We start from the raw sequence: 25059 nt of genomic DNA, 5'->3' as shown, positions 1-25059 counted from the left end.
TACTAAGGAAGACACAGACATTAAAAAGAAGACTCCCATCAAAATGACGGGAGTCTTTTCCTATTAAAATTAAGCTTTCAATTTTTCACGCAGAACCATCTGAAGGATTCCGCCATGACGGTAATAGTCAATTTCGACTTCGGAGTCAAAACGAACAACAGCTTCAAACGTGAGTTTGTTTCCGGCTTCGTCAGTTGCAGTAACAGTTACGATATCACGCGGTCTGACCGTTTCATCAACCTGGACATCGAATGTTTCTTTTCCTGTTAATCCAAGGGATTCAGCGCTTTCCCCAGCCTTGAACTGCAGAGGAAGAACACCCATCAGTACAAGATTTGAACGGTGGATACGCTCGAAGCTTTCTGCAATAACCGTCTTGATGCCAAGGAGGTTCGTACCTTTTGCCGCCCAGTCACGGGAAGATCCCATTCCATAATCCTTGCCGGCAATAACCATTAGGCCAGTTCCATCTTCTTTATACTTCATGCATGCATCATAAATGGAAGTAACTTCGCCTGTTGGCCAGTAAGTTGTATAACCGCCTTCTGTTCCTGGAGCGATCTGGTTCTTAATGCGGATGTTTGCGAATGTACCGCGCATCATGACCTCATGGTTACCGCGGCGTGAACCGTATGAGTTGAAATCGCGAGGCTCAACGCCTTTTTCACGAAGGTATCTTCCAGCAGGTGTATCTTTGCCAATTGCCCCTGCAGGAGAAATGTGGTCTGTTGTAACAGAATCGCCGAACTTACCAACGACACGAAGGCCTGCTAATGGCTCTACAGTGCCTGCTTCCGGGCTGAGACCCTCAAAGAATGGCGGGTTTGCAATGTAAGTGGAATCTTCATCCCAAGTATAAAGCGGATCGTTGCTAGTCTGGATTTCATTCCAGCGCTCATTATCGCTGAATACAGTTTCATATTCACTGCGGAACAATTCAGGTGTAACAACCTTGTTGACAACCTCGTTGACTTCAGCAGTGGATGGCCAGATATCTTTGAAGAAAACGTCATTCCCGTCTTTATCTTTTCCAATTGGATCGTTCTGCAGATCAATGTTGACAGTACCAGCCAAAGCATAAGCAACTACAAGCGGTGGAGATGCAAGATAGTTCGCTTTTACAAGCGGATGGATACGGCCTTCAAAGTTACGGTTGCCCGAAAGTACAGAGGTTACCAGCAAGTCGCTGTCAGCAATGGACTTTTCGATTTCAGGAAGCAATGGGCCAGAGTTTCCGATACATGTGGTACAGCCGTAGCCTACAAGGTTGAAACCGATGGACTCCAAATATGGAAGCAGGCCGGAATCACGGAGATAGCCGGTAACTACCTTGGATCCAGGAGCCAAAGAAGTTTTAACAAATTTAGGAACTTCCATGCCAAGCTCGACTGCTTTTTTCGCTACTAATCCAGCACCCACTAGAACATATGGGTTGGAAGTATTGGTACAGCTGGTGATGGAGGCAATGGCAATGGCACCCGTTTTCATTGTTGACTTGTCGCCGTTATGGAACTCAACAACCGCTTCTTTTTCAATTTCTTTCTTATCAAGACCGAAGCCCTGGTTTCCAGCTGGAGCTGTTAAAGCGTCCTGGAAGCTCTTTTGCATTTGTGATAAAGGAATCAAATCCTGAGGACGCTTAGGTCCTGAAAGATTTGCTTCAATGCCGGAAAGATCGATTTCAATCACATCAGTGTAGACAGGTTCAAGATCAGGGTTGAAGAACAAGCCATTCTCCTTGCAGTAAGCCTCAACAAGCTGAACTTGCTCTTCTGTACGGCCAGTCAGGCGCATATAATCCAGAGATTCACCATCAACCGGGAAGAATCCGCAAGTTGCACCATATTCAGGAGCCATGTTGGCTACGGTCGCACGGTCGGCGAGCGGAAGGCTTGTTACCCCAGGGCCGAAGAACTCGACAAATTTCCCAACCACACCATGGCTGCGGAGAACCTGAGTTACCTTCAATGCTAGGTCCGTAGCTGTTGAACCGTTAGGCATATCTCCGACTAATTTTACCCCTACCACTTCTGGTACCGGGAAGTATGAAGGCTGGCCAAGCATGCCTGCCTCTGCTTCAATACCGCCAACTCCCCATCCGAGAACGCCAATACCATTGATCATTGTTGTATGGGAATCTGTTCCTACTAGAGAATCAGGGAAGGATTCAAATTCGCCGTCCTCATTCTCAATAGAGTGGACAACGTTTGCAAGAAACTCCAGGTTGACCTGGTGAACGATACCAGTTGCCGGCGGAACAGCACGGTAGTTGTCAAATGCCTTTTGAGCCCAGCTCAGGAATTGATAACGCTCTGCGTTCCGCTCGAATTCAAGCTCCATATTCGCATTTAAAGCATCCGGAGTGCCATATTTATCAACTTGGACTGAGTGGTCAATGACAAGATCAACCGGCTTTTCCGGATTGATTTTGTCTGGATTTCCGCCCAGGTCCGCCATTGCCTTCCTTAAAGAAGCAAGGTCGACGACAGCAGGAACACCTGTGAAGTCCTGCAGAATAACACGTGAAGGCTTGAATGGGACATCGATTTCCTGCACTCCGGCAGTTCCCCATTTTGCCAGGTTTTCAACATGTTCTTTTGTGATCACACGCCCATCAAGCTGGCGAAGAACGGATTCGAGCAAAACCTTGATGGAATAAGGCAGTTTGGATACATTTCCAATCCCTGCTTCCTCAAGCGCAGCCAAACGGTAGTAGTGATAGCGTTTCCCGCTGATTTCAAATGAGCTGCGGGCTTTAAATACGTCATTGTTAGTGAGTTGTTTCGTCATGCGTTTACCCCCTTTAATCATACCAACGTGAACCATATAAATGTAAATGTCGAAAAGTCAGAATAATATTGCGTATGTTAACTTTTCTCACAATTCTAATCTTAATATAATCTGCTAGATAAGTAAATAAAAAGAAAGTTATTGTTAATGATAAGTAAAACTTATAGTTATATTCATTAACAGCATAAAAACAGGATTGATATGGATTTTCCGGGAGCCAAAATAGTGGCTGTAATATTCTAAAAAGCGACTATCATTATTCCAAGAAAGTATAGATTCTTTTGTATGAGGGTGGCAATGTAGGAAAAACTAGGTGCCATGGAGGTGAGAAAATTGGCGAAACGGAAAGCTAATCATGTCATTCCCGGAATGAATGCCGCTAGTGCTCAGGGAAAAGGGGCTGGCTTTAATGAAGAACTATCAAATGAACCATTGACAGAGCTTCAAAAACAAAACAATAAAAAACGGAAGAAGAACCAGTAAACGGATTAAAATAACCACTTTTACGAAAAAAAGCGGAAGGATGCTTCCCTTCCGCATATATTTTAATCGAGGTTTACTTCTTCGACAATTCTTTTAAGGTCCTGCTGAAAGCGTTCAAGCTGCAGACGCTGTGTTTCTGATGCGACTTCGAGAGCATTTTCAATCTGCTGATAGGCCTCGTTTACTTCATTTTTTATATGCTTAAGCTGATGGCCATAGCTTGCACTGTCCTGTATAATTTCCCTATACAGATCCTGTACATCCTCATATCCCTGCTGGGCAGCCTGGTAGGCCTGCTGTTTGTTTTTATGATAAGGCATTTGATTTACCTCCTGAGTGTATTTCATGGTGTTATAGCCTTAAACTGTGCAGCTTTTGCCCAAACTATACGGTATAAAACTGTGCAGGCGATAACAACCTATAATCAGGAGGAGGGATGCAAATGAACAAGAATGATGGCAGAGATATGAGGAAAAATGCACCAAAGGGCAATCAGGGCGGACAGCCCGAGCCATTAAGCGGTTCTAAGAAAGTAAAGAACCGCAACCATACAAGAGCAAATCATGCAGGGAGAATCTAACCGGACTTTTCTCCCTGCCCGATTACGAAGTCCCTGCATTTTGCTGCGGGGACTTTTCGTTATTGGGAGCAAAAAGTTTTTAGCGCCTCAACCACTAATTTCTCCTCTTCTTCTTTTACTGTACGAAGATCAATCTGAACCTCTTCCTGCTGGATCCTAACAATAACAGCAGGACTTGCTTCCAGCCTCAGTTTTCGCGCAAGGGCGGATGCATTCCATTTCGGATGTGACAGGCCAATCAAAAATGTCGGCAGCTCAACATCCGGCATTGTTCCTCCGCCAACCTGGCTAGTCCCTTCAAGGATTCTGACTCTGTAAGGGCTCCAGCTGCCTTCCAAATACTCAATAAACTTTTCAGCTCTTCGCTTGATGTATTCAGGAGTTGCCAGCAAATCACGGATAGAGGGAATGTTTCTAATCCCAGTCTCTCCCCTGGCATAATCCGCCAATGTTCCTTCAATGGCTGCCAGCGTCATTTTATCTACACGCAGGACGCGGGCCAGCTGATGTTTCTTCAAGATCTCGATCAGATCCTTTCTTCCGGCAATTAACCCCGCCTGCGGCCCTCCAAGGAGTTTATCGCCACTAAAAGAAACAATGTCCGCTCCCTTCTTCAGAACTTCACTGATAACAGGCTCGTCACTTATTCCGTGCTTTTGAAAGTCATACAGCGCTCCGCTGCCCAAGTCCTCGTAAAAAACAACACCTTCATGCCTTTGAGCAATCTCAGCAAGCTCTTCTGTTTCAACTGTTTCGGTAAAGCCCATTATTTTAAAATTACTTGTGTGAACCTTTAGGATCATTGCTGTATTTTCATTAATATTTTGTTCATAGTCACTTTTATGGGTTTTATTCGTTGTCCCAACTTCCACAAGTTCAGCACCGCTCTCCTCCATAATGGAGGAAATTCTGAAAGATCCCCCGATCTCCACTAGCTGCCCGCGCGACACGATCACTTCCTTTTTTTCAGCAAGGGCCTTTAGGATCAGAAATACAGCTGCCGCATTATTATTAACAACCATGGCAGCTTCTGCCCCAGTGATTTCCTTTAAAAGTTCCTCTGCATGAGTGTGCCTTGACCCCCGTTCTCCTCGCTCAAGGTTATATTCAAGGTTGGAATAATGCTGGGCTGTCTGAACTACATGCTGAACCGCCCGATCACTAAGGCGTGCTCGTCCAAGGTTTGTATGTAAGATCGTTCCGGTGCCATTAATGACTCTTTTCAGTGTATAGCCCTGCTGTTTTTCAAGTAGCTCGGATGCCTTCTTAAACAGATTTCGGGTAAATGATGAATCACCCGGCGCAGGGCCATCCCACTCCCCATTCAAGATCGTTTGACGAATACCGCCGAGAACCTTTTGAATGGTTTGAGTCACGATGCCTGCGTCCACCCCGTATTCCATTATAAGCTGCTCAAAACGTTCATCTCGTTGAATCTCGTGTACTGGGGGCATCTGCCTTAAAATGTCTTTCACTTTCCTTACCTCCGGGAATTCTTTGTCCTCCATTATACCATCTCAGTCATTTAAATGCTTTTAATGGCTAATTAGAGCTTCAATACGGAATCTTGTCCTCATTAAGCATGTCTCCGCATATACTGTGAAGAATAAATGTCTTCAGGAGGGAACTATGTTCAATTTAATTGAGAAAGCGGTGCTTGGGATGGCCTCATTGCGAATTTTATCCGGAAGCATTGAAATTTTTGCTGCGCTACTTATGTTAAAGTTCAATGATGTTGGGAAAGCATTGGTTGTCAATAGCTCTCTTGCATTGGTCGGGCCGGTTATTCTCATTTTAACGACAACGATTGGGCTGCTGGGCCTTGCTGATAAAATTTCCTTCATGAAGATGTTTTGGGTCCTGCTAGGGGTCGGATGTATTTTGTACGGAGTGAAAAGCAGCTGACCCATAGGTGTCCTATCCGCTCATTTTCCCGGTTAATGACATAAGCTTTCCAAGGCCTGCCCGATACGGAGATTAGGCATAATTCCCATCATAATTGGGTCTGTTATATCAAAAACTATAGCAGAGCTAAATTCAGGAGGGATTATGATGGGGATTTTGAGCGGCAACCCTAAGGATGAACCGCTTCATGCCGGTGAAGTGTATAATTTGTGGACACATTTATTTGAATTGAAAGGGCTGCTTGTTACCATGCAGGTACTCAACAGCCATGCAGGGGACCATGATTTAAAAGCGTTCCTCGATCAATTCTCAGAAAGCTGCATTAAGGAAGAAGCAGAAAAGGTAGAAACCATTTTAAAAGAGAATGGCATTCGGCTTCCGCCCGCACCCCCGGACCGTCCAATGGTAAACGTCGATGACATTCCTGCAGGCGCCCGATTCCATGATCCGGAAATCAGTGTCCTGGTTGGTCAAATGCTTATGGCAGGGAAACTATTCTGCAGCTATGTAATGAGTATTGCAATCCGTGAAGATATCGGAGAAATGTATGACCAGTTCCACTCTAAAAGGACTGAATATCACGGTAAGCTCTTGAAGATGAACAAAGATAAAGGATGGCTTGTCCCGCCTCCTCTGAACACTCGATGAGCGGTTTAAAATAGTTACCATGAATAAAGGAAAGCCCTAAATAAAAACGCCTGGCGCTGCCTGGCGTTTTTAAGCTTCCATTTTCTTAATGATTTCCCCAGCGGATGGGAAAATACCGGTTTCATTCTTTGAATAGACTTTTTGCCCATTGACCGTCACTTCAAAGACTCCGCCCGAAGCTGGAATAAGCTCCAAACTTTCAATTTTGCTTCGAAAGTGGGTGAACAATTCTTCTGCGAGACCCGCAGCTTTTGGCGCGTAGTTTCATTGCATGCAGAACTCAATTGTTAACTGGAAGGTTTTCAATATTCTTACCCCCTGTACATTAGTTGTCTTATCGCCATTTTAATAAAAGCTGGACATAAATTCAAATAGAGATATTCGAAAGGTGCTTTTGAAAACAAGCTCCTGTATACTAGTTCTGGAGGTGATTACTTTGACTGAACATGAAAAAATCCGTCTTACATCCCTGTCAACGAAAGCTGGCTGAGGATGCAAGATCAGTCCTGAGGACTTGGCGCAGGTCCTGCGTCTTTTACCAAAACAAGAACCAGTGCCAGAACTTCTGGTTGGAAACGAGACTTCCGACGATGCCGGCGTATACCGCCTGACCGATTCAATCGCACTCATTCAGACCGTTGATTATTTCACACCGGTTGTGGATGATCCATACATGTTTGGCCAGATTGCTGCTGCAAATGCACTTAGCGACGTATATGCAATGGGTGGAGAACCCAAAACAGTCCTTAATATTGTTGGTTATCCAGTGAAAAAGCTGGGGCCTGATATTCTTTCAGAGATTATGAGAGGGGCTGCTGACAAAGTAAAGGAAGCTGGGGCAGTAACGGTTGGCGGGCATTCTGTTGACGATCAGGAGCCTAAATTCGGGCTGTCTGTAACCGGAATCGCTCATCCTGATGCAATTTGGAAAAACGTCGGTGCAAGACCAAGAGATGTTCTGGTACTGACAAAACCGATTGGGGTCGGGATCTTAACGACGGGCATTAAACGGGGAGCAGTTACACCAGAGCAGGAAAAAGCCGTAACTGAAACAATGGCCCTGCTGAATAAATCTGGTGCAGAAGCTTTAATGCCGCTTCACCCCCATGCAGTCACTGATGTAACTGGTTTTGGCCTTTTAGGTCACGGCAGCGAAATGGCACGCGGCAGCGAAGTAAGCTTAGAAATCTCTCTATCCAAAGTACCTGTTCTTGATGGTACCTTTAATCTTGCTGCCAAAGGCATCGTTCCCGGCGGGTCCAAGTCCAACCATAAGTGGCTCGAAAACGACGTATCCTATGAGGATATTTCTCCTGAAGAACAGCTTGTCCTTTGTGATGCGATCACATCAGGAGGTCTGCTGGTCTCCCTCCCTGAAAGTGAAGCAGCCCATTATGTCGATGAGTGCCGAAAACGCGGCCTTACCCAGGCGGCTGTGATTGGGAAAGTTACTGTGCAGCAGGACAAATTAATAAAGGTAATCCGTTAAATTGACGGAATAACAAAATAAGCAGTATGCCCATTGGCATGCTGCTTATTTTTTCATTGTGTTGTCTTATGAAATAACCCTATTACTTCAACGGTCTCTGTAATATTTACGAAGGCAGCAGGATCAACCTCTGTAATCAAGTTTTTGACTTCACCAAGCTGGTACCTGGTGATCACCGTCATTAACACATTGCGCTTCTGATTGGAATAGCCTCCAATACCATCCAGAACAGTCAGCCCGCGATAAACATTATCAAGTAAATGCTGGCGCATTTCCTCCCCTTTTTCCGTTATTATCATCAGAGTAAGCTTTACGTGGTGGGTATAAATGGCATCTACCACTTTGCCGGTCACGAAGATTGACACCATCGTATACAGGGCAGAATCCCAGTCAAACAAGAAGCCGCTGATTAAAATCACTATGGCATTCATGGCTGAAAGCATGGTTCCAATCGGGAAATCCATTTTTCTGGCTAAAAGCATGCTGATGATATCGAAGCCTCCTGAAGATCCGGAGCACCGTAAAATCACTCCGATTCCGAAACCGGTTATTGCCCCTCCGAAGATGGAAGAAAGGATGATGTCATGAGCTATTTCGATAACAGGAATAAAATAAAGGCCAAGGGAAACAACCAATACAGAAAGGATGGTATTACAGATAAATCTCCGTCCTAATTTTAGGTATCCGATCACTAAAAGCGGAAGATTCAGCAGAAAGTTTGCAATCCCTGTATTCAATGGGGTCAATATCCCGATGATCATCGAAACCCCGCTTAAGCCGCTGCTCATTGTTTCATGCGGGATCAGAAAAAGATTAAACGCGACAGCAACAATAAACGATCCAAAAATGATTCCAAGGAATTGCATATTTGTATCCTCCTGTCTCCTCTCACTATCTCTCTACTTAGAAGAATACAAACTGCATTGCCCAATGTAAACTTAACAGTTTTTTACAATAATTTTAATAAGTCAGTCATTTTTAAAAGGATAAACTCTATCACTTTAACGCTAGCTTTTGAAGCATATCCCGAGTCATTTCCTCCAGCCTGAACTTGGGATCGAAACCCCATTCCTGCTTTGCTGCTGTGGAATCGATACAATTTGGCCAGCTTTCGGCAATCCTTTGCCGAATTGGATCCACCTTATAGGAGAGTGTAAAATGTGGCATTACCTTTCTGATGGATGCTGCAATTTCTTCCGGATCCACACTCATGGCACTGACATTATAGGCATTCCGGTGGTTCAGCATGCTTCCGTCTGCCTCCATCAGCTGAATGATCGCATCAAGTGCATCTGGCATATACATCATATCCATATAGGTGTCCTTGGCAATATAGGAGATATAAGAACCACTTCTGACCGCTTCATAGAAAATTTCGACAGCGTAGTCCGTTGTCCCACCCCCTGGCGGTGTGACATAGGAGATTAGACCAGGAAACCTCAGTCCTCTTGTATCGACTCCAAACCGCGTAAAATAATACTGGGAGAGGAGCTCACCGGCAACCTTGTTCACGCCATACATAGTGTTCGGCCTTTGTATCGTGATTTGCGGGGTCTGTACTTTTGGTGTATCCGGTCCAAAAGCACCAATAGAACTGGCCGAGAAGAATTGACAATTCAGTTCCCTTGCTGTTTCGAGGGCATTTAGCAGGCCTCCCATATTCAGGTTCCAGGCAAAGACGGGGTTGCTTTCTCCGGTGGCCGAAAGCAGTGCGGCCAGATGAATAATGGTATCAATATGATAGCTGGTGGCGACCTCGCCCAGTCTTTTCCCTTCCAGCACGTCTACACGCTCAAATGGACCGCCTTTAGCTGCTTCACTGTCATTCATTCTGACATCAGTAGCAAGGACATGATTGGCACCATAAAGGTCCCTTAGTCTCAAGGTCAGTTCTGAACCTATTTGTCCAAGAGCCCCAGTGATCATGATTCTTTTCATCTTACGGTTCCTCCATCTCTTTCCGATCAAAAGGAATTATTTTACCTCTATTTCTATGCTGATTCTTCCGTAGATGGAATTAGTGAATCACTCTCAGATTCCTGCCGACTTTGGCATAAACGGCAATTGCTGTATCTAGCATCTGGTAGGTGTGTGAGGCTGATGGCATGTTTCGGATACGTCCTGTGCCTCTGGGGACAGTCGGGAAAACAATGGCTTTAGCGTAGACTCCTTCAGCGTTAAGCTGCCTGCTGAACTCCTGGGTAATGATTTCATCTCCAAGAATGCAGGGTGTAATCGGTGTTTGACTATTCCCAATGTCAAAACCAAGCTTCTTTAATCCTGCTTTTAAGTAATCGGCATTTTCCCACAGCTGCCTGATCTGTTCAGTACTATTGGATAAAAGATCAATCGCTTTGATGGAGGCTGCGACATCGGCTGGTGATAAAGAGGTAGAGAACAGAAAAGGCCGGCTGCGGGCCTTGAGCCAGTCAATCAACTCCTGCTTACCAGCTACATATCCGCCTACGACACCAATTGCTTTTGACAAGGTGCCGATTTGAAAATCAACTTTTCCGGAAAGACCAAAATGTTTCACAGTACCGGCACCCTCACCAAGGACTCCTGAGCCATGTGCGTCATCCACATAAGTAATCAAGTCGAATTCTTCAGCAATGTCCACGATTTCCGGAAGACTTGCTATATCCCCGTCCATTGAGAAAACTCCATCCGTTATCACCATAATTTTGTTATATGCACCAAGGTTCCTTGCCTGCTCTGCTTTCATCCTTAAATCGTCCATGTCTGAATGCTTATAAGCTATGATTTTGGCCTTTGACAATCGGCACCCGTCAATAATGGAAGCATGGTTCAGTTCATCAGATAAAATAGCATCATTTTTATCCATGACAGCCGAGATGGCAGCCATATTACAATTAAACCCGGACTGATAGGCGACCGCTGCCTCGGTCCTTTTGAACTTAGCCAGCTTTTCTTCAAGCTCTAGATGGAGTTCGAAGGTGCCGTTTATCGTCCGTACTGCTCCAGCTCCAACCCCATACTTCTGAATGGCCTCCACTGCAGATTGCTTTAAACGGGAATCCGTAGCCAAGCCCAGGTAATTATTTGATGAAAGATTGATTAATTCTCTGCCCTTTATAATAATGGTCGGCCCATTTGCACTTTGAAGCGGGTCAATGACATTATAGAGACCCTTGGTTTTTAAATCTCCAAGATTCTCAGATAAAAATTGGGACAATTGCCTGCAGGACATTACCCTCTCCCCTTTATTTTATTTTTCGACCATTGTTCTCTTGGCTTGAAAGGAATGCGTCTCTCAAATAATTTTCCTAAAAAAAGAAGGAGACTAACCAAAGTCCCCTATTTACCTACATTGAAACATCAATCTTTAGTTTTTCGCAATTTCCATTTAAATCGTTTCGGCAGCGTCCTTCTCCTGATTGGAATCCGTGTTTCCTTTTCTTTAAAGAATCGGACAACCACGTATAGGATATACACTCCTAAAGCCACATAAAAATAGATGGGAACTTGCTCAAATCTGGACCTCGCAAATAAATACAGCATGTAAAATAAGAAAAGAGTGATTAGAAATCCGTATCTTGGCAAGCCCACTTTCTTGAAGCTCGGAATTTTAATCGTGCTGACCATTAAAATGGCCAGTAAATAAAATATGATCAGGAACACCCATACAGGAATCCTGCCGGCAAACAATACCAGAAAAGTAACAATCCCTCCAGCGAGGGTAATCGGGATCCCTTTAAAATGCTTTAAAGAATCTGTCTGGGATGTAACATTAAATCTTGCCAGCCGATACGCTCCAAACAAAGGAAACAGGCCAGACATGACGACTCCGTACATTCCAAAGTCATGGAAATACGTATTCGCTGCCAGGAAAGCGGGAACAACGCCAAACGAAACAATATCGGCAAGGGAGTCGAGTTCCATCCCCAATTCATTGGAAACACCAAGGATCCGGGCAACCCTGCCATCGACCGCATCAAGCATGATGGCAATAAAAATCAGTATGGAAGCATTTCTTATATCGCCGTTGATGATATAGTTGATGGCTAAAAAGCCGCAGAATAAATTCCCGAAGGTGAGTAGGTTAGGTATGTGTTTTTTCATGTCGCACGCCTTTCGTAAACATTTCAGTATTGTAGCCTTTATTCCCTAATTCTCAGGGAAAATGTTAGTTGCCTTCCAAAAGAGGCAATAAAAAAAATTTTTTCCATCCTTACATTCTTATTCTAGTTGGATACGAAATTTCCTACAAATAAAAAAAATTTCGAAAAAAACAGCGGCGCATTTTTACGCCGCTCTCCATTTATATGAATGAATCAGGTTGAAACCTTTGGGAATAATGCTTCTATTTCCTTGACAAGCTGTTTTGCCCCATCCGGGCTCAAAATGATTTTTCCCTCTGCAAATTCAAGATTGCTTTGGCTGATTATGCCGGTTACAAGACAAGTTCTGTCTGGCTGGTATTTTTGGAGGATGATCTTGTCTTCATCCACGAAAATCTCAAGCGGATCATTTTCCTGTATGCCCATGCTTTTCCGCAATTCCATTGGGATGACAATCCGGCCAAGCTGGTCCGTTTTTCTAACTATGCCAGTCGCTTTCATCTCTATTCCTCCTTCGCTAACACAATTATAGCAAATGGAGGGAGATTTTAACATTACAATTCCTTGACTTTTTAGGGGCTTTCTCCGGCTCCTCCATTTACTCCATGAAAGAAATTATTTCTCTCTTCCTTCTTGTCCTAGCTTCTTTGGCATTAACCCCCAAAAACAAAACTGGAATGAATTTCATCTTCTTGTTTATGACCTTTTCCCCTTTGCGATGATGTGGTTTACTTCGAGTCCCCTGTCTCATGAAGTCATCATTCAGGAATACACAAATCATTCCCGATTGCTTCCGCTGCAGAAATCTCCTTTTCCAAAATTCAGGTTTTTTAGTGTCATTCTTTGTCTGGGTACAAATTTATCTCAAAACTTCTCCTGCAGATTTCAATATTTCCATTGATTTAGACTGGTCGGAACCTGGAGAATTTAGTATCATCGAATAATGAGTGTATTGAATTATTACAGTAAAAGCGAGGAATTAGTATATGAGTCTATTGACTGTTGATAAATTAAGCCATACTTTTGGAGATCGAACGCTATTTAAAGATGTTTCCTTCAGACTCCTTGCAGAGGACCATGCAGGCCTTGTGGGCGCAAATGGCGTCGGCAAATCCACACTGATGAACATCATTACCAACCAGCTGATCCATGATTCAGGGAAAGTGGAATGGACACCTGGAACACATTATGGATATTTGGATCAGCATACTGTTCTGTCTCGAGGCAGGACAATTCGCGATGTTCTGAACGATGCCTTTTTGCCTCTTTTTAAAAAAGAAGAGGAACTAAACGAAGTGACCTCCAAAATGGGGGATGCGACACCGGAAGAACTGGAAGAGCTTCTTGAGCAAATGGCATCAATTCAGGATGAATTGGATGCCGGAGGTTTTTATACTCTTGATATGAAAGTGGAAGAAGCAGCGCGAGGACTTGGTCTTGACGCTATCGGACTTGACCGGGATGTATCCGCATTGAGCGGCGGTCAACGGACCAAGGTTTTGCTTGCCAAGCTCCTGCTTGAGCAGCCGAAGGTCCTCTTGCTAGATGAACCGACGAACTATCTGGATGTCGAGCATATCCGCTGGCTGTCCGGTTATCTCAAGGAGTACCCATATGCGTTTCTGCTGATTTCTCACGATACCGAATTTATGAACTCTGTCTCCAATGTGATTTTCCACCTGGAATTCTCCAAGCTGTCACGATACACAGCTACTTATGAAAAATTCCTTGAACTTGCAGAGATAAATAAGAACCAGCATCTAAATGCATACGAAAAACAGCAGGAATTTATAAAAAAACAAGAGGATTTTATTGCCAAAAATAAGGCGCGCTATTCAACTACAGGGCGTGCAAAAAGCCGTCAAAAGCAGCTGGACCGGATGGAGCGGATCGACCGTCCTGAAACAGCAGCAAAACCAACCTTTGAATTCAAAGAGTCCCGGAGCAGCTCCCGCTATGTTTTTGAAGGAACGGACTTTGAAATCGGCTATACCCACCCTCTGCTGCCTAAGCTGACAATGACTATTGAACGGGGGGAAAAGATTGCCATTGTTGGAATGAATGGTGTCGGGAAATCGACCCTTTTAAAAACCATTCTGGGAAAAATCCCTGCCTTGAGCGGCAAGATCGAGCGCGGCGACTTCCTCTTCCCTTCCTATTTTGAACAGGAAGTAAAAGCAGGAAGCTTAACGCCGATTGATGATGTGTGGAATTCCTATCCAAGCCTTGACCAGCACCAGGTACGTGCAGCCCTGGCCCGCTGCGGACTGAAAAACGAGCATATTTCACGCCCGTTAAACCAGCTGAGCGGCGGAGAGCAGGCGAAGGTCCGACTCTGTAAATTAATGATGGAAGAAAGCAACTGGCTTCTCTTTGACGAGCCGACCAACCACCTTGATGTTACGGCTAAAGAAGAGCTGAAAAAGGCCATGAAGGATTACAAAGGCACAATCGTACTCGTCAGCCACGAGCCCGATTTTTATGAAGACTGGGTAACAAAAGTCTGGAATGTTGAAGAATGGGCAGAAAAAGCTTAAATAGATGATTTAACCTGGATGAAAGGACCTGTCTTTAGACAGGCCCTTTCTTTCATCGTTTCTATCTATCGGAATTCATCTATTATATCGATTAAATGAATTGTTTGTCTCCTGTGCATAAGTGTAATATTTGTTAGGTACTTTACTGATGAGGAGACTGCACATGAAAAAATCTTGCGCTCTATTATTGAGCCTTATGTTCATTTTAATCCTGGCCGCCTGTTCGGGGAATTCCAATGACGAAACAGAAAAAGATAATTCTAGTGAAAAGAAAGAAACCACAACGATTAAAATAGGAATGATTCCCGATCAAAATACAGCGGATTTAAATCGGAGCATGGATGATTTTGCAAAGGATCTCGCTGATAAGACCGGATTCAAAGTGGAATTTGTTCCATCTGTTGACTACTCCGCCCTGGTGACTGCTTTTGATCGCGGAGAAATACAGCTCGCTTGGTTTGGAGGCCTTACTGGAGTACAGGCAAGAAGTCTTGTTCCGGAAGCAGAAGCCATTGCTCAAAGGCCTATTGACAAAGAATTCAAGTCTGTATTCATTGCTCAGAGCAATCTGGAAATTGATTCCCTGGAACAGATTAAAGGCAAAACCTTTACCTTTGGAAGCGAAAGCTCCACTTCAGGACATTTGATGCCACGCTATTTTATGATGGAATCTGGCATCAATGCGGACACTGACCTTGATGGAAACCCTAATTACTCCGGTTCCCATGACAAAACCTATAAGCTTGTCGAATCCGGCGCCTACCAGACAGGGGCACTTAATATTTCCGTATGGGAAGCTGCTGTGGAAGAAGGCAAAGTTGACACAAATAAAGTGAAAGTATTCTATACAACTCCCGAATACTATGATTACAATTGGACCGTCAATAAAATGGATGAAGAGACAAAGAAGAAATTGAAGGAAGCCATCCTGTCCATGAAAGCTGAGGATAACGAAGTAATGAACCTCCTCTCCACTGATCAATTCATTGAGACAAACAACGAGAACTACGAAGCAATTGAAAAAGTGGCAAAAGAATTAAAGATTATCAAGTAGGTGACACGGCGTGTCTAAAAATAACATAATAGAAGTCAACCAAATATCGAAACATTATGAGCGGAAGATAGCATTATCTTCCCTTTCTTTTGTGGTGGAAAAAGGAGAGATGGTCGCCCTGATTGGGCCAAGCGGCGCTGGAAAGACAACACTGCTCAATACACTGGCTGCCATCATAGAGCCAGACAGCGGAGAAATTTTAATTGATGGCCTTGATTTACGTAAAATCACCAACCAAAAAACCCGGGCCAGAAAGATTGGAATCATTCGCCAGCAATTTGATTTGGTCGGACAGCTGGCTGTCATTCATAATGTTCTTGCCGGCCGTTTGTCAGAATGGGGATTCGTTAAATCCTTCATCTCTCTTTTATTTCCACAGGATAAACAAACAGCTATTTCAGCCCTTGAAAGGGTGGGATTGCCAGATAAGACTTATGAACGGACCTCTAAGCTATCTGGCGGTGAGCAGCAACGGGTTGCTCTCGCCCGCCTGCTTGTCCAGAGACCGGAAATTATTCTCGCAGATGAACCAGTCGCTTCGCTTGACCCAGCACGTGCGGAAGACATTCTTGAAACACTCACAAGGCTGGCACGTGAAGAAGGTCAGACCGTTATCGCGAGCCTGCACTCAGTCGAGTATGCCAAACGGTATTTTACCAGGCTGATTGCACTGAAAAATGGTGAAATTCTCTTTGACCTCCCGGTTGAAAAAGTAACAGACGAACTGCTTAAAGAGCTTTACCAGCTAAAGGAGCTTGATCAAAATGCTCTCGTTTGACCTTCATAAACGCAAGCTGTTAACTGTTTTTCTGCTACTTATTTTTATCTGGAGCCTTCTTGGGATTCATTGGGGTCCCGAGCTTTTTCATACTGGCGGTATGGCGACCGCAGGACAAGTTTTCGCCGCCATGCTGCAGCCTGATTTCTCAGCGGAAATTGTAGCGCTCGGAATAGAATCATCCTGGATCACCCTTGCCTATGCAACTGCTGGTATGAGCCTTGCCTTAATACTCGCTTTACTATTCGGTATACTCGGATCTGGCGTGCTGGCTTCGGGGAAACGTTCACGAACGTTCATGAAAGGAACGTTTCGGGGGATCCTCGGTTTCATGCGGGCCATACATGAACTGGTTTGGGCTTTGTTCTTTGTTGCCTCCTTCGGCCTTTCTCCTTTTGCGGCTGTATTTGCATTAGCCATCCCCTATGGCGGGATTTTGGGCAGGATTTTTGCAGATATGCTCAATGACGTTCCAGATGAGCCAATTGAGGCACTGCGGGCTTCTGGCGCATCAAGGCTGCAATGCCTTCTCTACGGCTACCTTCCCGCTGTAAAGGCCAGCATGATCAGCTATTCCATGTACCGTTTTGAATGCGCCGTCCGATCTTCCGCCATTATGAGCTTCGTCGGCCTAGGTGGGCTTGGTTATCAGATACAGCTCTCCTTGAATGACTTAAATTATCATGAGGTCTGGTCTTTTATGTATTTTCTGATCGTGCTTGTCGTTCTGATTGATGGCTGGAGCACTATGCTAAGAAAGAGGATTTCAATATGAGAAAACCAAAATTCACGTTCCTGACCTTTTCAGTCTATGTCTTTCTCTTTTTAATAGCGGCTTCCTGGTACTTTGTTGTTGGAGTAGAAAAAGCGAGCCTTATCGAGTTATTCTCTAGAGAAAATTTACAGTATGCCGGGAAATTTTTTAAGGGACTAGTTGGTGTGGGTGAGGAAAAAATAGCCTTTTTAAGCAAGGACAGCTGGTCAGAGGCTATAAAACTAACGGTCGAAACCCTTCAAATGAGCATTATGGCGATTGGATTTTCTACGGTTGTCATGTTTTTGACCGTCCTGCCTGCGGCCCGGAATGTCGCCGACGGAACCTTGACACTGTCGAAAAAATGGTACAGCTTCCTATTGTTCGGCCTAATCAGGATCTCCTACATCTTTAGCCGTGCTATTCCCGAGCTAGTTTGGGCGATGATCGTCATATTCATTTTTAAGCCCGGCATCCTCCCAGGAGCCATCGCCCTTGCCCTTCATAACTTTGGCATTTTAGGGAAGCTGTGTGCCGAAGTGATTGAAGATACTGACAGCCGTCCGATCCGCAATCTTGCTTCTGCCGGAGCAGGGCGGATGCAAATACTCCTCTACGGCGTCCTGCCTTCTGTTCTGCCTCAATTTTTGACCTATATCCTGTACAGGTGGGAAGTCATTATGAGGACGACAATCGTCGTCGGGTTTGTGGGAGCCGGTGGTCTTGGACAGCAATTCAAGCTCAGCATGAGTTTTTTCCATTATACTGAGATCACTTTGCTGCTGGTTTGTTATATAGTCCTTGTACTAATTGCTGACTTCCTCTCGGAAAGGTCCAGATACTTTGTAAAATAGCCATCACGGTGTCGTCCGTGGTGGTCTTTTTAATTTATTTGAGTATGATTTGTTTAGATTGGGCCAAAAGAAGGAAATGAATAGAATCATGATCATTTGCAGGAGGCTCCAATGTGGATTCATAAATCATTTTTCAAATACGCAACAGCAGCGATTCTGGTCCTGCTGATTATTTTCCTTTTTGGAAAGATTGACTATTTAAGCAGCTTGCTTCTGGATTTCATTACAGTTATTTTTTTTCCGGTTCTCATTTCAGGACTCTTTTACTATATTTTAAGGACACCTGTAAGATGGCTAGCCCATTATCTCCCTAAGCCTGTCAGCATCCTCATTGTGTTTGCCCTTGTCGCAGGTCTGTTTTCTGCGTTTTCATACTATGGAGGTTCTATGCTTAAGGAGCAGCTGTCGGGTTTATCTGATGAATTTCCGAATAAAGTGGAAGAAATGACGGAGGAATCAAAGAAGGCCATTGAGGAACAAAAATTCGGAGTAAATATGACTGGCATGGAGGATCGTATTTTTTCCTACTTGCGTTCGTTTACGGAAAACCTGACAAAAAATATTGGCAGGCTAGTTTCAACTCTCACCAGTATCGCTACTGTCCTGATCGTGGTGCCTTTCCTTCTGTTTTATTTTTTAAAGGACGATGACAAGCTAAGGCCTTATATTATCAAGCTCATCCCGGAGGAACATGAAGACGAAGGGAATAAAATACTAAAGGACATTGATAAGACACTGTTTACCTATGTTACCGGTCAATTCATCATTGCCATTGCAGACGGTACATTAATGTATATAGGATATAAAATAATCGGTCTCGAATTTGCCTTAATCCTGGCGGTTTTTGCTATGTTCATGACAATCGTTCCCTTTTTTGGACCAATGATTGGGATTCTTCCAGCCCTTTTCATCGCCCTGATGGCTTCCCCCATACAGGCGCTAAAGGTCCTGGCCGTCCTTGTTATTGTTCAGCAGCTAGAAGGAAATCTAATCACTCCTTTTGTAATGGGGAAAAGGCTTAACCTCCATCCTATTACAGTTATCCTACTGCTTTTGGCCGCAGGTTCCCTGTATGGATTTATCGGCATCCTGATTGCCATTCCGCTTTATTCCGTCCTTAAAATAATCGTGAAGGACATCCGGAAATTTTATAGACTTAGAAGGAAAAAGAAGTTCATCGAAGCGAATTAAGAAAGCCTACCAAGGTGCTTTTCAGGGGACCCGTAATTATTCGAGGATTTCCCGGCATCTAAAAATATGGAAAGTCGCAGGAAAACCCGGAAGCGCCGCTTCCGGGTTTTATTATGAGAGCTGTTTATTTTGTTCCAGTCCTAGTTCTTCGTCAATCATTCGATCCAGCCGGATGATACTTTCTCTTGCGCGCTCTTTTTTAATGGTCCGGTAATGATGGGCGCCTCCCTCTTCTTCATCTCTTTCATCCGCCCATTTAACGATTTGCTGCAAGGTAGTCCTGGTAATATCGTTAGTGGGCAGGAATGAGTCAGTATGAAACAAAATGGCAAGGGCAGTAGCTTTGGCCCTGACTGGATTTTCGCCAAGCCGAATCAACAATTTATGGGCACGCTCAGCCCCTTTAATAGCATGAATGTCATTTTGCCGGTACAAATCATAATCCCACTTTCCGTTCCGATACCAAGTGAAGTGTCCTATATCATGGAGAAATCCAGCCTTAGCCGCCATGTCGACATCTTCATTATGCTCCTTTGCTAAATGAAAGGCATGGTAAGCAACAGCGATTGCATGGGCAAATCCTGACCGCTTCACGTATTTCTGGGTGATATGGTGTTCAAAAATATCTAACAAGGTCACATCCCTCATCTAGATTCCTCCCTTTTATATTTTTTATCATTCGTCATCATTCGTTCATATTACAAGGGCAGTCTGCCCACTTTTCTCACTTAAGCAGTAAAAAAATAATTGGTAATAAATTTTTTATATCTCATAACAATGGCATTGATGAGTGAATGATAGCAGATATTCAGTCTGTACCCTTAAAATCCTTAATGGTAACTAGTTTTTTGTGGTGCATTTATATACAGTGGTGAAGCTGGTCCAATAGATGTCAGATTGCATAACATACCTTGTAAAGGTATTTTCAGGAGGATAACATAAAATAGCAATCAAGGCAATAGGCAGTCTAAAAATTCTGAATAGATGCTCCGTAAATGGGAATCCCGCCTAATTCCTTCGCAGAAAGCGCCAATATTCCACAAAAATCTAAAGGGTAACTTTACACCTGTCAACCATTTAATTTAACCCCTACTCTCTAGGAATTATTTCGATAGATGATTAAATCTTATCGGTCATAGTATCAGGTACTAACACTAAGAGTGCAATGTATTTTCCTCATGGACACCCGGGTCTTTGGGACTGAATTTATCTTTAGATGTTTTTGCTTGTCTCAAAGTGGTATACAGAGAGTGCAAGGCCAATAAAAAACAGGAGGGACTGGTTAAATTGGAAGATTTAACAGCGACTTCAAGGTTAGTATTTGGCATTGCAAAACCAGAGGCAGCATTTGCTGATAGGGCGACTGGGACACTGGTCTTGAATCGATATATTTAAGATCGCCTCAACCCCACCTAGCCATTGCCTCACTCGTCCTGTTCAAATGGACGAAAAAAAAGGTGCAAACCGATTGGTTTGCACCTTTTTTCCTTTTAATTATGCATTAAGTTTACATAATTTTATTATTTTAAACATATTAACCGTTGTAAGAGTCCCTCTTCATCTATAATCTTTATGGATTTGTCGACCATAATCCCGCTGATTTTACAAACACACGAGGATGCAGCTTTAGCTGGGCAACCATCATTTCAGCTAAATCTTCGGCCTGCATGACTCTCTCTGTATTTTCACCAACAAGATTATTCTCAACTGCAAGGTCTGTCGCAACAGTGCTAGGGGTCATTGCCGTGACTCTGATATTGTGCTTCCTTACTTCCATCATCAGGGACTCAGTCAATCCCAGAACTCCGAATTTAGAGGCACTGTATGCACTTGTAACGGGTGCACCTTTTTGGCCGGCAGTTGAGGAAATATTGATAATATCTCCTGTCTTCCTCTCGATCATACCAGGCAGTACCGCTCTGGTTACATAGTATGTACCCATCAGATTGACCTGAATGATCTTTTCCCATTCCTCTGGCTCCAGTTCAAGAAAACCGCCAAACTTCGCGGTTCCAGCATTATTGATCAAAATATCGATAGGTCCAAGTTCTGAAATAATATGATCCACTGCATGATGAACAGAATTCATATCTGCTACATCTGCAGCTGCACCTGAAACATTGACTCCATACTGTTCAAGCTCGTCGGTTACTTTTTCCAGGTTCTCCAAGGTTCTTCCCAGAAGGCCGATGTTTACTCCTTCCTGTGCGAGTGCAATGGCTGCCGCACGCCCGATGCCTCTGCCCGCTCCCGTAATCAAGGCCGTTTTTCCTTTAAGATCTTGCATGTTTTCGACTCCTTTCAAATGCTCACTTCAAAAAACTATTATAGGAAAACAAGAGAGGGAACACAAATTATTGTGCTCACCTTCTGCTAATAACAACAAAAAAAAGACCAACACGGTTGGCCCGCATTGCTCTTTGTTCATTTTTAAGAAAGAACTGCTTCCTATTGTTTGTTCAGAAATCACCCCTGAGTTACTGAGATGTGAACCATGAAAACAGTCCCTCTTCTCTTTTAGTATTGTTTCATTTGTTCCCAGTCGGGATACAAATCTGTACGGCGGTCGCGCCACGTGGTTACGGAGCCTCTCTCCCGCACTTCGTACAATAAGGAAAGATCTAAATCAGCTGTTACGATCATATCGTTATTAAGCTCTCCCTCTGCCAGAAGCCCTTTCGGAGGGAATGGAATATCATTTGGTGTAATCACGGCTGCCTGGCCAAAGTTTGCACGCATAAAATCAACTGTCGGCAAAGCTCCAACAGTCCCTGTCAATACGACATAAACCTGATTTTCAATAGCACGTGCGTGGCTGGTATAGCGGACTCGGTGAAAACCATGCCGGTCGTCTGTACAGGATGGGCAGAAAATCACATCTGCACCTTTAGCCTTCGCCATCCTGACGATTTCCGGGAACTCGATGTCATAGCAGGTCAACAGTGCAATCCGTCCTTTTTCGGTATCAAATACCCTGAAGTGATCTCCTGCATTCATATTCCATTCATGAACTTCTGTAGGAGTAATATGAAGCTTTGCCTGCTCTTCAATCCGGCCATTTGGATAAAATAAATGGGCAACATTGTATAGCTTGCCTTCTCTGGCAATTACATGGGTTCCCCCAATAATATGCATGCCTGTCTCAATGGCAAATGCCTGGAACAGATTTAAATAAGCTTCAGTAAATCCGGGCAATTCATTTATAGTTAATCTTGTTCCCTGCTCACTTCCAATTGACAGAAGCTGTGTTGTAAAGAATTCAGGAAACAATACAAATTCTGAACCATATTCCTGGGCTGTTTTTATATAATGTTCGCATTGTGCCGCAAAATCTTCAAACGAAGCAATCGTGTGAAGATGATATTGAACGGCGGAAACTCTTATTTTCATCTCCATTCCCCCTTGTGGCTTTACTTATAAAGATTCGATCCAAAAAAAAAGAATCGAAAATTATTATAAAACATTTTATTGCGATTGAATATGATTTTCTATTCTTTTTATAAAAAAGGGTTTTTTCTATACGTAAATGGGCAGAAATCACGGGATTGGCGCAAAAGAAAAGCCTGGCCAGCCATGCCAGGCAAAACATCCTCAATTTGCTTTTGTATCTTCTAGTAAATGCTTGGCTGTAAATAGATCAAGCCCTTTTGTTTCAGCAAGGATGGCGACTGTATTTTCAACATCCTCTTGAGTAAACCGCTCACGTTTAATTACCTCAACAGCTTTTGAGATTTCCATAATTCTCCTCCTTCCCTTTGTTTTTTTCTTTTTATATTGACAATTCCAGCTCCAAATAAACCCGTACGAGCGAGAAAAAATATGGAAATATACTTTACGTCTTTAGTAGTTTACTGGAATAGAAAGCAGCCTTTTACTACTGTTGTTCCACATATAACCAATTGTTAAAGAACTTCTTGGATAGTAAAACATTTGAGATGGATAGTTTATCTTATTACTATCAACCGCTATTTATTTGATAGCAAGTACTATCACCTTCTCTGGATACGAATCAAACGTTTGATTAATACTCCAATAACAAACAATTTAAATTAATGTTATCTAATGGATGGCTCCCATTTTTACGAGTCCCTTACACCATATATACTAGTTATTAAAATTACTCGCTGTCACCTATTTGTTGTTATAGTAATACCCGCAGCCATAAACTCCGCCAAGTTTGATGAGTAGTGTTCACTTGCGGGACAGGACGGTTCCAGCAGATCTCTTGTGATCAAATTTGGCTTTTTGATTTAAAGTAGAATGAAATAATACTCTAAGATATAATGAATGATTTCTTTTGACCGAGGTTGCCTTGCCAGTTACTCTTTCGCATTGTCCGTCACTCCCCGCACTCACAGTGTTAAGGAAAATATCGTCGAAAAACTTTTTTAATTTTCAGTTAATTGTCAGTTTATGCGCTTCCCCGAGAAATAATTACTCTTTTTCCCTTCTAGTGTGAGGCTTAACATCTTGATTTTCTTGTGTCTATGAAAACATTAAATTTATTTTCCTGCTAATTCATTGTCGTGCCGCTTTCGACAAACACTACTTTTCTGCTTGTATCCATGAATGCCTTCGAACCAAGTGGAATAGCTATGTTCGGAGTACAATGACCAATTTTCAAACCTTTTATAGCCGGTTTACCGGCCAAATGCAAATAATGGGAAACCACTTCTTCAACACTAAATGACGGTTCGGAATCCGGGATACAATTATGAAAATCTCCGACAATGATTGCAGAGGCTTTCTCTAACTTTCCGGCCATGTATAATTGGTTCAGCATCCGGTCAACTGCACGGGGTTCTTCATTTATTTCTTCTATAAATAAAATTCGTCCATCCGTCTCTATCTCAAATTTTGTGCCCAGCGTGCTGGTGATCAGTGTTAAATTTCCACCTGTTAAGCTGCCAGCTGCACTGCCTTCCACAATCGATTCTAATAACAGCTGTTCCTTTGTATAGATAGCGGGGGCTGCCCCAAAAACTTGCAGGAAGGTGTCCTCTGTTTCTGAATGGACTTTTTCCCTTCCGAAGTCGGATGCAATCATGGGACCGTGAAAAGTGACCATCTCGCATTGCTTCATAATGGCCAAATGGAGGAATGTAATATCACTATAGCCCCAAAAAATCTTTGGATTTGATCTAAGAAGCTCGTAATCTATCATTGAAGCAATTCTGGCAGTGCCGTATCCGCCACGGGCACAAAAAATCGCTTTGATCTCTTTATCCCTGAACATTGAATGAAGATCCTCAAGCCGCTCCTCGTCAGTCCCGGCAAGGTACCCATGTTCAGAATGGACATAGCGGCCAAGCTTAATGTTAAGACCCCGGCCCTCAAGGAAATTCACCCCCCTGGCAAGAGCGTCCCGGCGGGGAGATCCCGCTGGAGCAATAATGCCAACGGTGTCCCCTTTTTTCAAGCAAACTGGTTTAATACTCATATTGCTTCCCCCCTCATTAGAGGTTATCTATATGATTCATTTCTGTATATATGCAGCCCTTCTAAAGTATCTGCTCTATAAAGTAATTAATTGTCCTAATAGGAGGGTACAAGCATATATTTATTACAGGAAGCTCAGAGGGAGGAGAAAAGCGTTGGTCCAAACCATTTTGAAATTTGCCCTGTTCTGCCTATTGCTTTTAGGGGTCATAGAACTTACTATAAATGAATTTTTTAAAAATGACGACGCTGTTACTGTCACCTCTTTTAAAAGTGAGGATGAAATGAATCAAGAGAATATTCCTTCTTTAGAGATGCACCTTGTTGACCAGGATGAGGTAAGCGGCTATATTGTTGAAACTTACAGGGAATATGAGGTATACAAAAATGACAGCGGAGAAGTCGTAAAAGAAGTACCAACAGCCAATTTTGACTATATCCGATATAAAATTGAATAATGCATAAAAAGCACTGC

General features: G+C 43.5%; 26 protein-coding genes. 12 read left to right on the top strand and 14 right to left on the bottom strand.

All coding sequences use genetic code 11. From position 1 onward, the window contains the following. Window positions 1-69 precede the first annotated feature (69 nt). A complete protein-coding gene (gene acnA, locus EV146_RS07135) occupies window positions 70-2790 on the bottom strand; it encodes an aconitate hydratase AcnA (protein WP_132003925.1) in 2721 nt (906 codons plus the stop codon). A 333-nt stretch (window positions 2791-3123) separates the two neighbouring features. Here acnA and sspO point away from each other — a divergent pair, with 333 nt between their 5' ends. Then, window positions 3124-3273, top strand: a complete 150-nt coding sequence (sspO, locus tag EV146_RS07130; protein WP_090740452.1) for a small acid-soluble spore protein O — start codon at window positions 3124-3126, stop codon at window positions 3271-3273. A 62-nt stretch (window positions 3274-3335) separates the two neighbouring features. Here sspO and EV146_RS07125 read toward each other — a convergent pair whose 3' ends face one another. Beyond that, the gene (locus tag EV146_RS07125; RefSeq protein WP_121612979.1) at window positions 3336-3593 is read right to left on the bottom strand and encodes a hypothetical protein; all 258 of its coding nucleotides are present in this window, start codon (window positions 3591-3593) and stop codon (window positions 3336-3338) included. A gap of 122 nt (window positions 3594-3715) precedes the next feature. Between EV146_RS07125 and EV146_RS07120 the strand changes: the two genes are divergently transcribed. Next, on the top strand, window positions 3716-3853 hold the full coding sequence (locus tag EV146_RS07120) for a small acid-soluble spore protein P (protein ID WP_121612980.1): 138 nt from the start codon (window positions 3716-3718) through the stop codon (window positions 3851-3853). A gap of 59 nt (window positions 3854-3912) precedes the next feature. Here the strand turns inward: EV146_RS07120 and selA are convergent, their stop codons facing one another. Continuing rightward, window positions 3913-5328, bottom strand: a complete 1416-nt coding sequence (selA, locus tag EV146_RS07115; RefSeq protein WP_132003922.1) for an L-seryl-tRNA(Sec) selenium transferase — start codon at window positions 5326-5328, stop codon at window positions 3913-3915. A 154-nt stretch (window positions 5329-5482) separates the two neighbouring features. On the opposite strand from selA, the gene EV146_RS07110 reads away from it, so the two are divergent. Together EV146_RS07110 and EV146_RS07105 are read left to right on the top strand one after the other, a co-directional pair. Then, window positions 5483-5758 carry a YqhV family protein gene (locus EV146_RS07110; RefSeq protein ID WP_121612981.1) on the top strand — a complete coding sequence of 92 codons (276 nt, stop codon included), beginning with the start codon at window positions 5483-5485 and terminating at the stop codon, window positions 5756-5758. Window positions 5759-5902: 144 nt separating this feature from the next. After that, complete coding sequence (locus EV146_RS07105; RefSeq protein WP_306822077.1) at window positions 5903-6406, top strand: DUF3231 family protein; 504 nt, start codon at window positions 5903-5905, stop codon at window positions 6404-6406. A 69-nt stretch (window positions 6407-6475) separates the two neighbouring features. Here the strand turns inward: EV146_RS07105 and EV146_RS07100 are convergent, their stop codons facing one another. Further along, entirely contained in the window at window positions 6476-6679 is a 204-nt protein-coding gene (locus EV146_RS07100; protein ID WP_158287055.1) for a SelT/SelW/SelH family protein, read from the bottom strand. 163 nt (window positions 6680-6842) lie between these two features. Between EV146_RS07100 and selD the strand changes: the two genes are divergently transcribed. Beyond that, entirely contained in the window at window positions 6843-7895 is a 1053-nt protein-coding gene (gene selD, locus EV146_RS07095; RefSeq protein WP_132003919.1) for a selenide, water dikinase SelD, read from the top strand. A gap of 53 nt (window positions 7896-7948) precedes the next feature. Here the strand turns inward: selD and EV146_RS07090 are convergent, their stop codons facing one another. The 5 genes from EV146_RS07090 to EV146_RS07070 all read right to left on the bottom strand — a co-directional run bounded on the left by EV146_RS07090 (window position 7949) and on the right by EV146_RS07070 (window position 12478). Then, window positions 7949-8761, bottom strand: coding sequence for a YitT family protein (locus tag EV146_RS07090; RefSeq protein WP_132003916.1), 813 nt, complete (start codon window positions 8759-8761; stop codon window positions 7949-7951). A gap of 130 nt (window positions 8762-8891) precedes the next feature. Beyond that, window positions 8892-9833 carry an NAD-dependent epimerase/dehydratase family protein gene (locus EV146_RS07085; RefSeq protein ID WP_132003913.1) on the bottom strand — a complete coding sequence of 314 codons (942 nt, stop codon included), beginning with the start codon at window positions 9831-9833 and terminating at the stop codon, window positions 8892-8894. A gap of 79 nt (window positions 9834-9912) precedes the next feature. After that, the gene (locus EV146_RS07080) at window positions 9913-11106 is read right to left on the bottom strand and encodes a glycine C-acetyltransferase (protein WP_132003910.1); all 1194 of its coding nucleotides are present in this window, start codon (window positions 11104-11106) and stop codon (window positions 9913-9915) included. Between the two features lie 128 nt (window positions 11107-11234). After that, window positions 11235-11978, bottom strand: coding sequence for a CDP-diacylglycerol--serine O-phosphatidyltransferase (gene pssA / locus EV146_RS07075; RefSeq protein WP_121612988.1), 744 nt, complete (start codon window positions 11976-11978; stop codon window positions 11235-11237). 212 nt (window positions 11979-12190) lie between these two features. Continuing rightward, on the bottom strand, window positions 12191-12478 hold the full coding sequence (locus tag EV146_RS07070) for an AbrB/MazE/SpoVT family DNA-binding domain-containing protein (protein WP_121612989.1): 288 nt from the start codon (window positions 12476-12478) through the stop codon (window positions 12191-12193). Window positions 12479-12963: 485 nt separating this feature from the next. Here EV146_RS07070 and EV146_RS07065 point away from each other — a divergent pair, with 485 nt between their 5' ends. From EV146_RS07065 to EV146_RS07040, 6 genes are all read left to right on the top strand, one after another. Then, on the top strand, window positions 12964-14514 hold the full coding sequence (locus tag EV146_RS07065; protein WP_132003907.1) for an ABC-F family ATP-binding cassette domain-containing protein: 1551 nt from the start codon (window positions 12964-12966) through the stop codon (window positions 14512-14514). A 163-nt stretch (window positions 14515-14677) separates the two neighbouring features. After that, the gene (locus tag EV146_RS07060; RefSeq protein ID WP_132003904.1) at window positions 14678-15568 is read left to right on the top strand and encodes a putative selenate ABC transporter substrate-binding protein; all 891 of its coding nucleotides are present in this window, start codon (window positions 14678-14680) and stop codon (window positions 15566-15568) included. A gap of 10 nt (window positions 15569-15578) precedes the next feature. Next, the gene (phnC, locus tag EV146_RS07055) at window positions 15579-16346 is read left to right on the top strand and encodes a phosphonate ABC transporter ATP-binding protein (protein WP_132003901.1); all 768 of its coding nucleotides are present in this window, start codon (window positions 15579-15581) and stop codon (window positions 16344-16346) included. After that, window positions 16333-17121 (top strand): PhnE/PtxC family ABC transporter permease, encoded by a 789-nt coding sequence (locus tag EV146_RS27830; protein ID WP_132003898.1) that lies wholly within the window; start codon window positions 16333-16335, stop codon window positions 17119-17121. Before phnC ends, EV146_RS27830 begins: the two co-directional genes overlap by 14 nt. Beyond that, window positions 17118-17954, top strand: a complete 837-nt coding sequence (locus EV146_RS27825) for a PhnE/PtxC family ABC transporter permease (RefSeq protein ID WP_132003895.1) — start codon at window positions 17118-17120, stop codon at window positions 17952-17954. Before EV146_RS27830 ends, EV146_RS27825 begins: the two co-directional genes overlap by 4 nt. A 111-nt stretch (window positions 17955-18065) precedes the next feature. Then, window positions 18066-19145 carry an AI-2E family transporter gene (locus EV146_RS07040; RefSeq protein WP_132003892.1) on the top strand — a complete coding sequence of 360 codons (1080 nt, stop codon included), beginning with the start codon at window positions 18066-18068 and terminating at the stop codon, window positions 19143-19145. A 111-nt stretch (window positions 19146-19256) separates the two neighbouring features. On the opposite strand, the gene EV146_RS07035 is transcribed toward EV146_RS07040, so the two are convergent. From EV146_RS07035 to EV146_RS07020, 5 genes are all read right to left on the bottom strand, one after another. Further along, on the bottom strand, window positions 19257-19793 hold the full coding sequence (locus tag EV146_RS07035) for an HD domain-containing protein (protein WP_121612995.1): 537 nt from the start codon (window positions 19791-19793) through the stop codon (window positions 19257-19259). Between the two features lie 922 nt (window positions 19794-20715). Next, window positions 20716-21432, bottom strand: a complete 717-nt coding sequence (locus tag EV146_RS07030) for a 3-ketoacyl-ACP reductase (protein WP_132003889.1) — start codon at window positions 21430-21432, stop codon at window positions 20716-20718. Window positions 21433-21662: 230 nt separating this feature from the next. Beyond that, window positions 21663-22535 carry a carbon-nitrogen hydrolase family protein gene (locus EV146_RS07025; protein ID WP_121612997.1) on the bottom strand — a complete coding sequence of 291 codons (873 nt, stop codon included), beginning with the start codon at window positions 22533-22535 and terminating at the stop codon, window positions 21663-21665. Window positions 22536-22736: 201 nt separating this feature from the next. Next, window positions 22737-22883: a hypothetical protein gene (locus tag EV146_RS26855; protein ID WP_158287032.1), complete on the bottom strand. Its 147-nt coding sequence runs from the start codon at window positions 22881-22883 to the stop codon at window positions 22737-22739. A gap of 775 nt (window positions 22884-23658) precedes the next feature. Next, window positions 23659-24585, bottom strand: a complete 927-nt coding sequence (locus EV146_RS07020) for a S66 peptidase family protein (RefSeq protein WP_132003886.1) — start codon at window positions 24583-24585, stop codon at window positions 23659-23661. Between the two features lie 154 nt (window positions 24586-24739). On the opposite strand from EV146_RS07020, the gene EV146_RS07015 reads away from it, so the two are divergent. After that, window positions 24740-25042: a hypothetical protein gene (locus tag EV146_RS07015; RefSeq protein WP_132003883.1), complete on the top strand. Its 303-nt coding sequence runs from the start codon at window positions 24740-24742 to the stop codon at window positions 25040-25042. Window positions 25043-25059 lie beyond the last annotated feature (17 nt).

It is taken from the genome of Mesobacillus foraminis (genome assembly GCF_004340465.1).
In the GTDB taxonomy this organism is placed as follows: Bacteria; Bacillota; Bacilli; order Bacillales; family Cytobacillaceae; genus Mesobacillus_B; species Mesobacillus_B foraminis.
This window is presented reverse-complemented; position numbering and strand designations above follow the sequence as displayed.

Coding starts and splice junctions, on each gene's coding strand:
- acnA (WP_132003925.1), bottom strand. CDS start 2,790: ATGACGAAACAACTCACTAACAATGACGTATTTAAAGCCCGCAGCTCA.
- EV146_RS07125 (WP_121612979.1), bottom strand. CDS start 3,593: ATGCCTTATCATAAAAACAAACAGCAGGCCTACCAGGCTGCCCAGCAG.
- EV146_RS07120 (WP_121612980.1), top strand. CDS start 3,716: ATGAACAAGAATGATGGCAGAGATATGAGGAAAAATGCACCAAAGGGC.
- EV146_RS07110 (WP_121612981.1), top strand. CDS start 5,483: ATGTTCAATTTAATTGAGAAAGCGGTGCTTGGGATGGCCTCATTGCGA.
- EV146_RS07105 (WP_306822077.1), top strand. CDS start 5,903: ATGATGGGGATTTTGAGCGGCAACCCTAAGGATGAACCGCTTCATGCC.
- EV146_RS07090 (WP_132003916.1), bottom strand. CDS start 8,761: ATGCAATTCCTTGGAATCATTTTTGGATCGTTTATTGTTGCTGTCGCG.
- EV146_RS07085 (WP_132003913.1), bottom strand. CDS start 9,833: ATGAAAAGAATCATGATCACTGGGGCTCTTGGACAAATAGGTTCAGAA.
- EV146_RS07080 (WP_132003910.1), bottom strand. CDS start 11,106: ATGTCCTGCAGGCAATTGTCCCAATTTTTATCTGAGAATCTTGGAGAT.
- pssA (WP_121612988.1), bottom strand. CDS start 11,978: ATGAAAAAACACATACCTAACCTACTCACCTTCGGGAATTTATTCTGC.
- EV146_RS07070 (WP_121612989.1), bottom strand. CDS start 12,478: ATGAAAGCGACTGGCATAGTTAGAAAAACGGACCAGCTTGGCCGGATT.
- EV146_RS07065 (WP_132003907.1), top strand. CDS start 12,964: ATGAGTCTATTGACTGTTGATAAATTAAGCCATACTTTTGGAGATCGA.
- EV146_RS07060 (WP_132003904.1), top strand. CDS start 14,678: ATGAAAAAATCTTGCGCTCTATTATTGAGCCTTATGTTCATTTTAATC.
- EV146_RS27830 (WP_132003898.1), top strand. CDS start 16,333: ATGCTCTCGTTTGACCTTCATAAACGCAAGCTGTTAACTGTTTTTCTG.
- EV146_RS27825 (WP_132003895.1), top strand. CDS start 17,118: ATGAGAAAACCAAAATTCACGTTCCTGACCTTTTCAGTCTATGTCTTT.
- EV146_RS07040 (WP_132003892.1), top strand. CDS start 18,066: ATGTGGATTCATAAATCATTTTTCAAATACGCAACAGCAGCGATTCTG.
- EV146_RS07035 (WP_121612995.1), bottom strand. CDS start 19,793: ATGAGGGATGTGACCTTGTTAGATATTTTTGAACACCATATCACCCAG.
- EV146_RS07030 (WP_132003889.1), bottom strand. CDS start 21,432: ATGCAAGATCTTAAAGGAAAAACGGCCTTGATTACGGGAGCGGGCAGA.
- EV146_RS07025 (WP_121612997.1), bottom strand. CDS start 22,535: ATGAAAATAAGAGTTTCCGCCGTTCAATATCATCTTCACACGATTGCT.
- EV146_RS26855 (WP_158287032.1), bottom strand. CDS start 22,883: ATGGAAATCTCAAAAGCTGTTGAGGTAATTAAACGTGAGCGGTTTACT.
- EV146_RS07020 (WP_132003886.1), bottom strand. CDS start 24,585: ATGAGTATTAAACCAGTTTGCTTGAAAAAAGGGGACACCGTTGGCATT.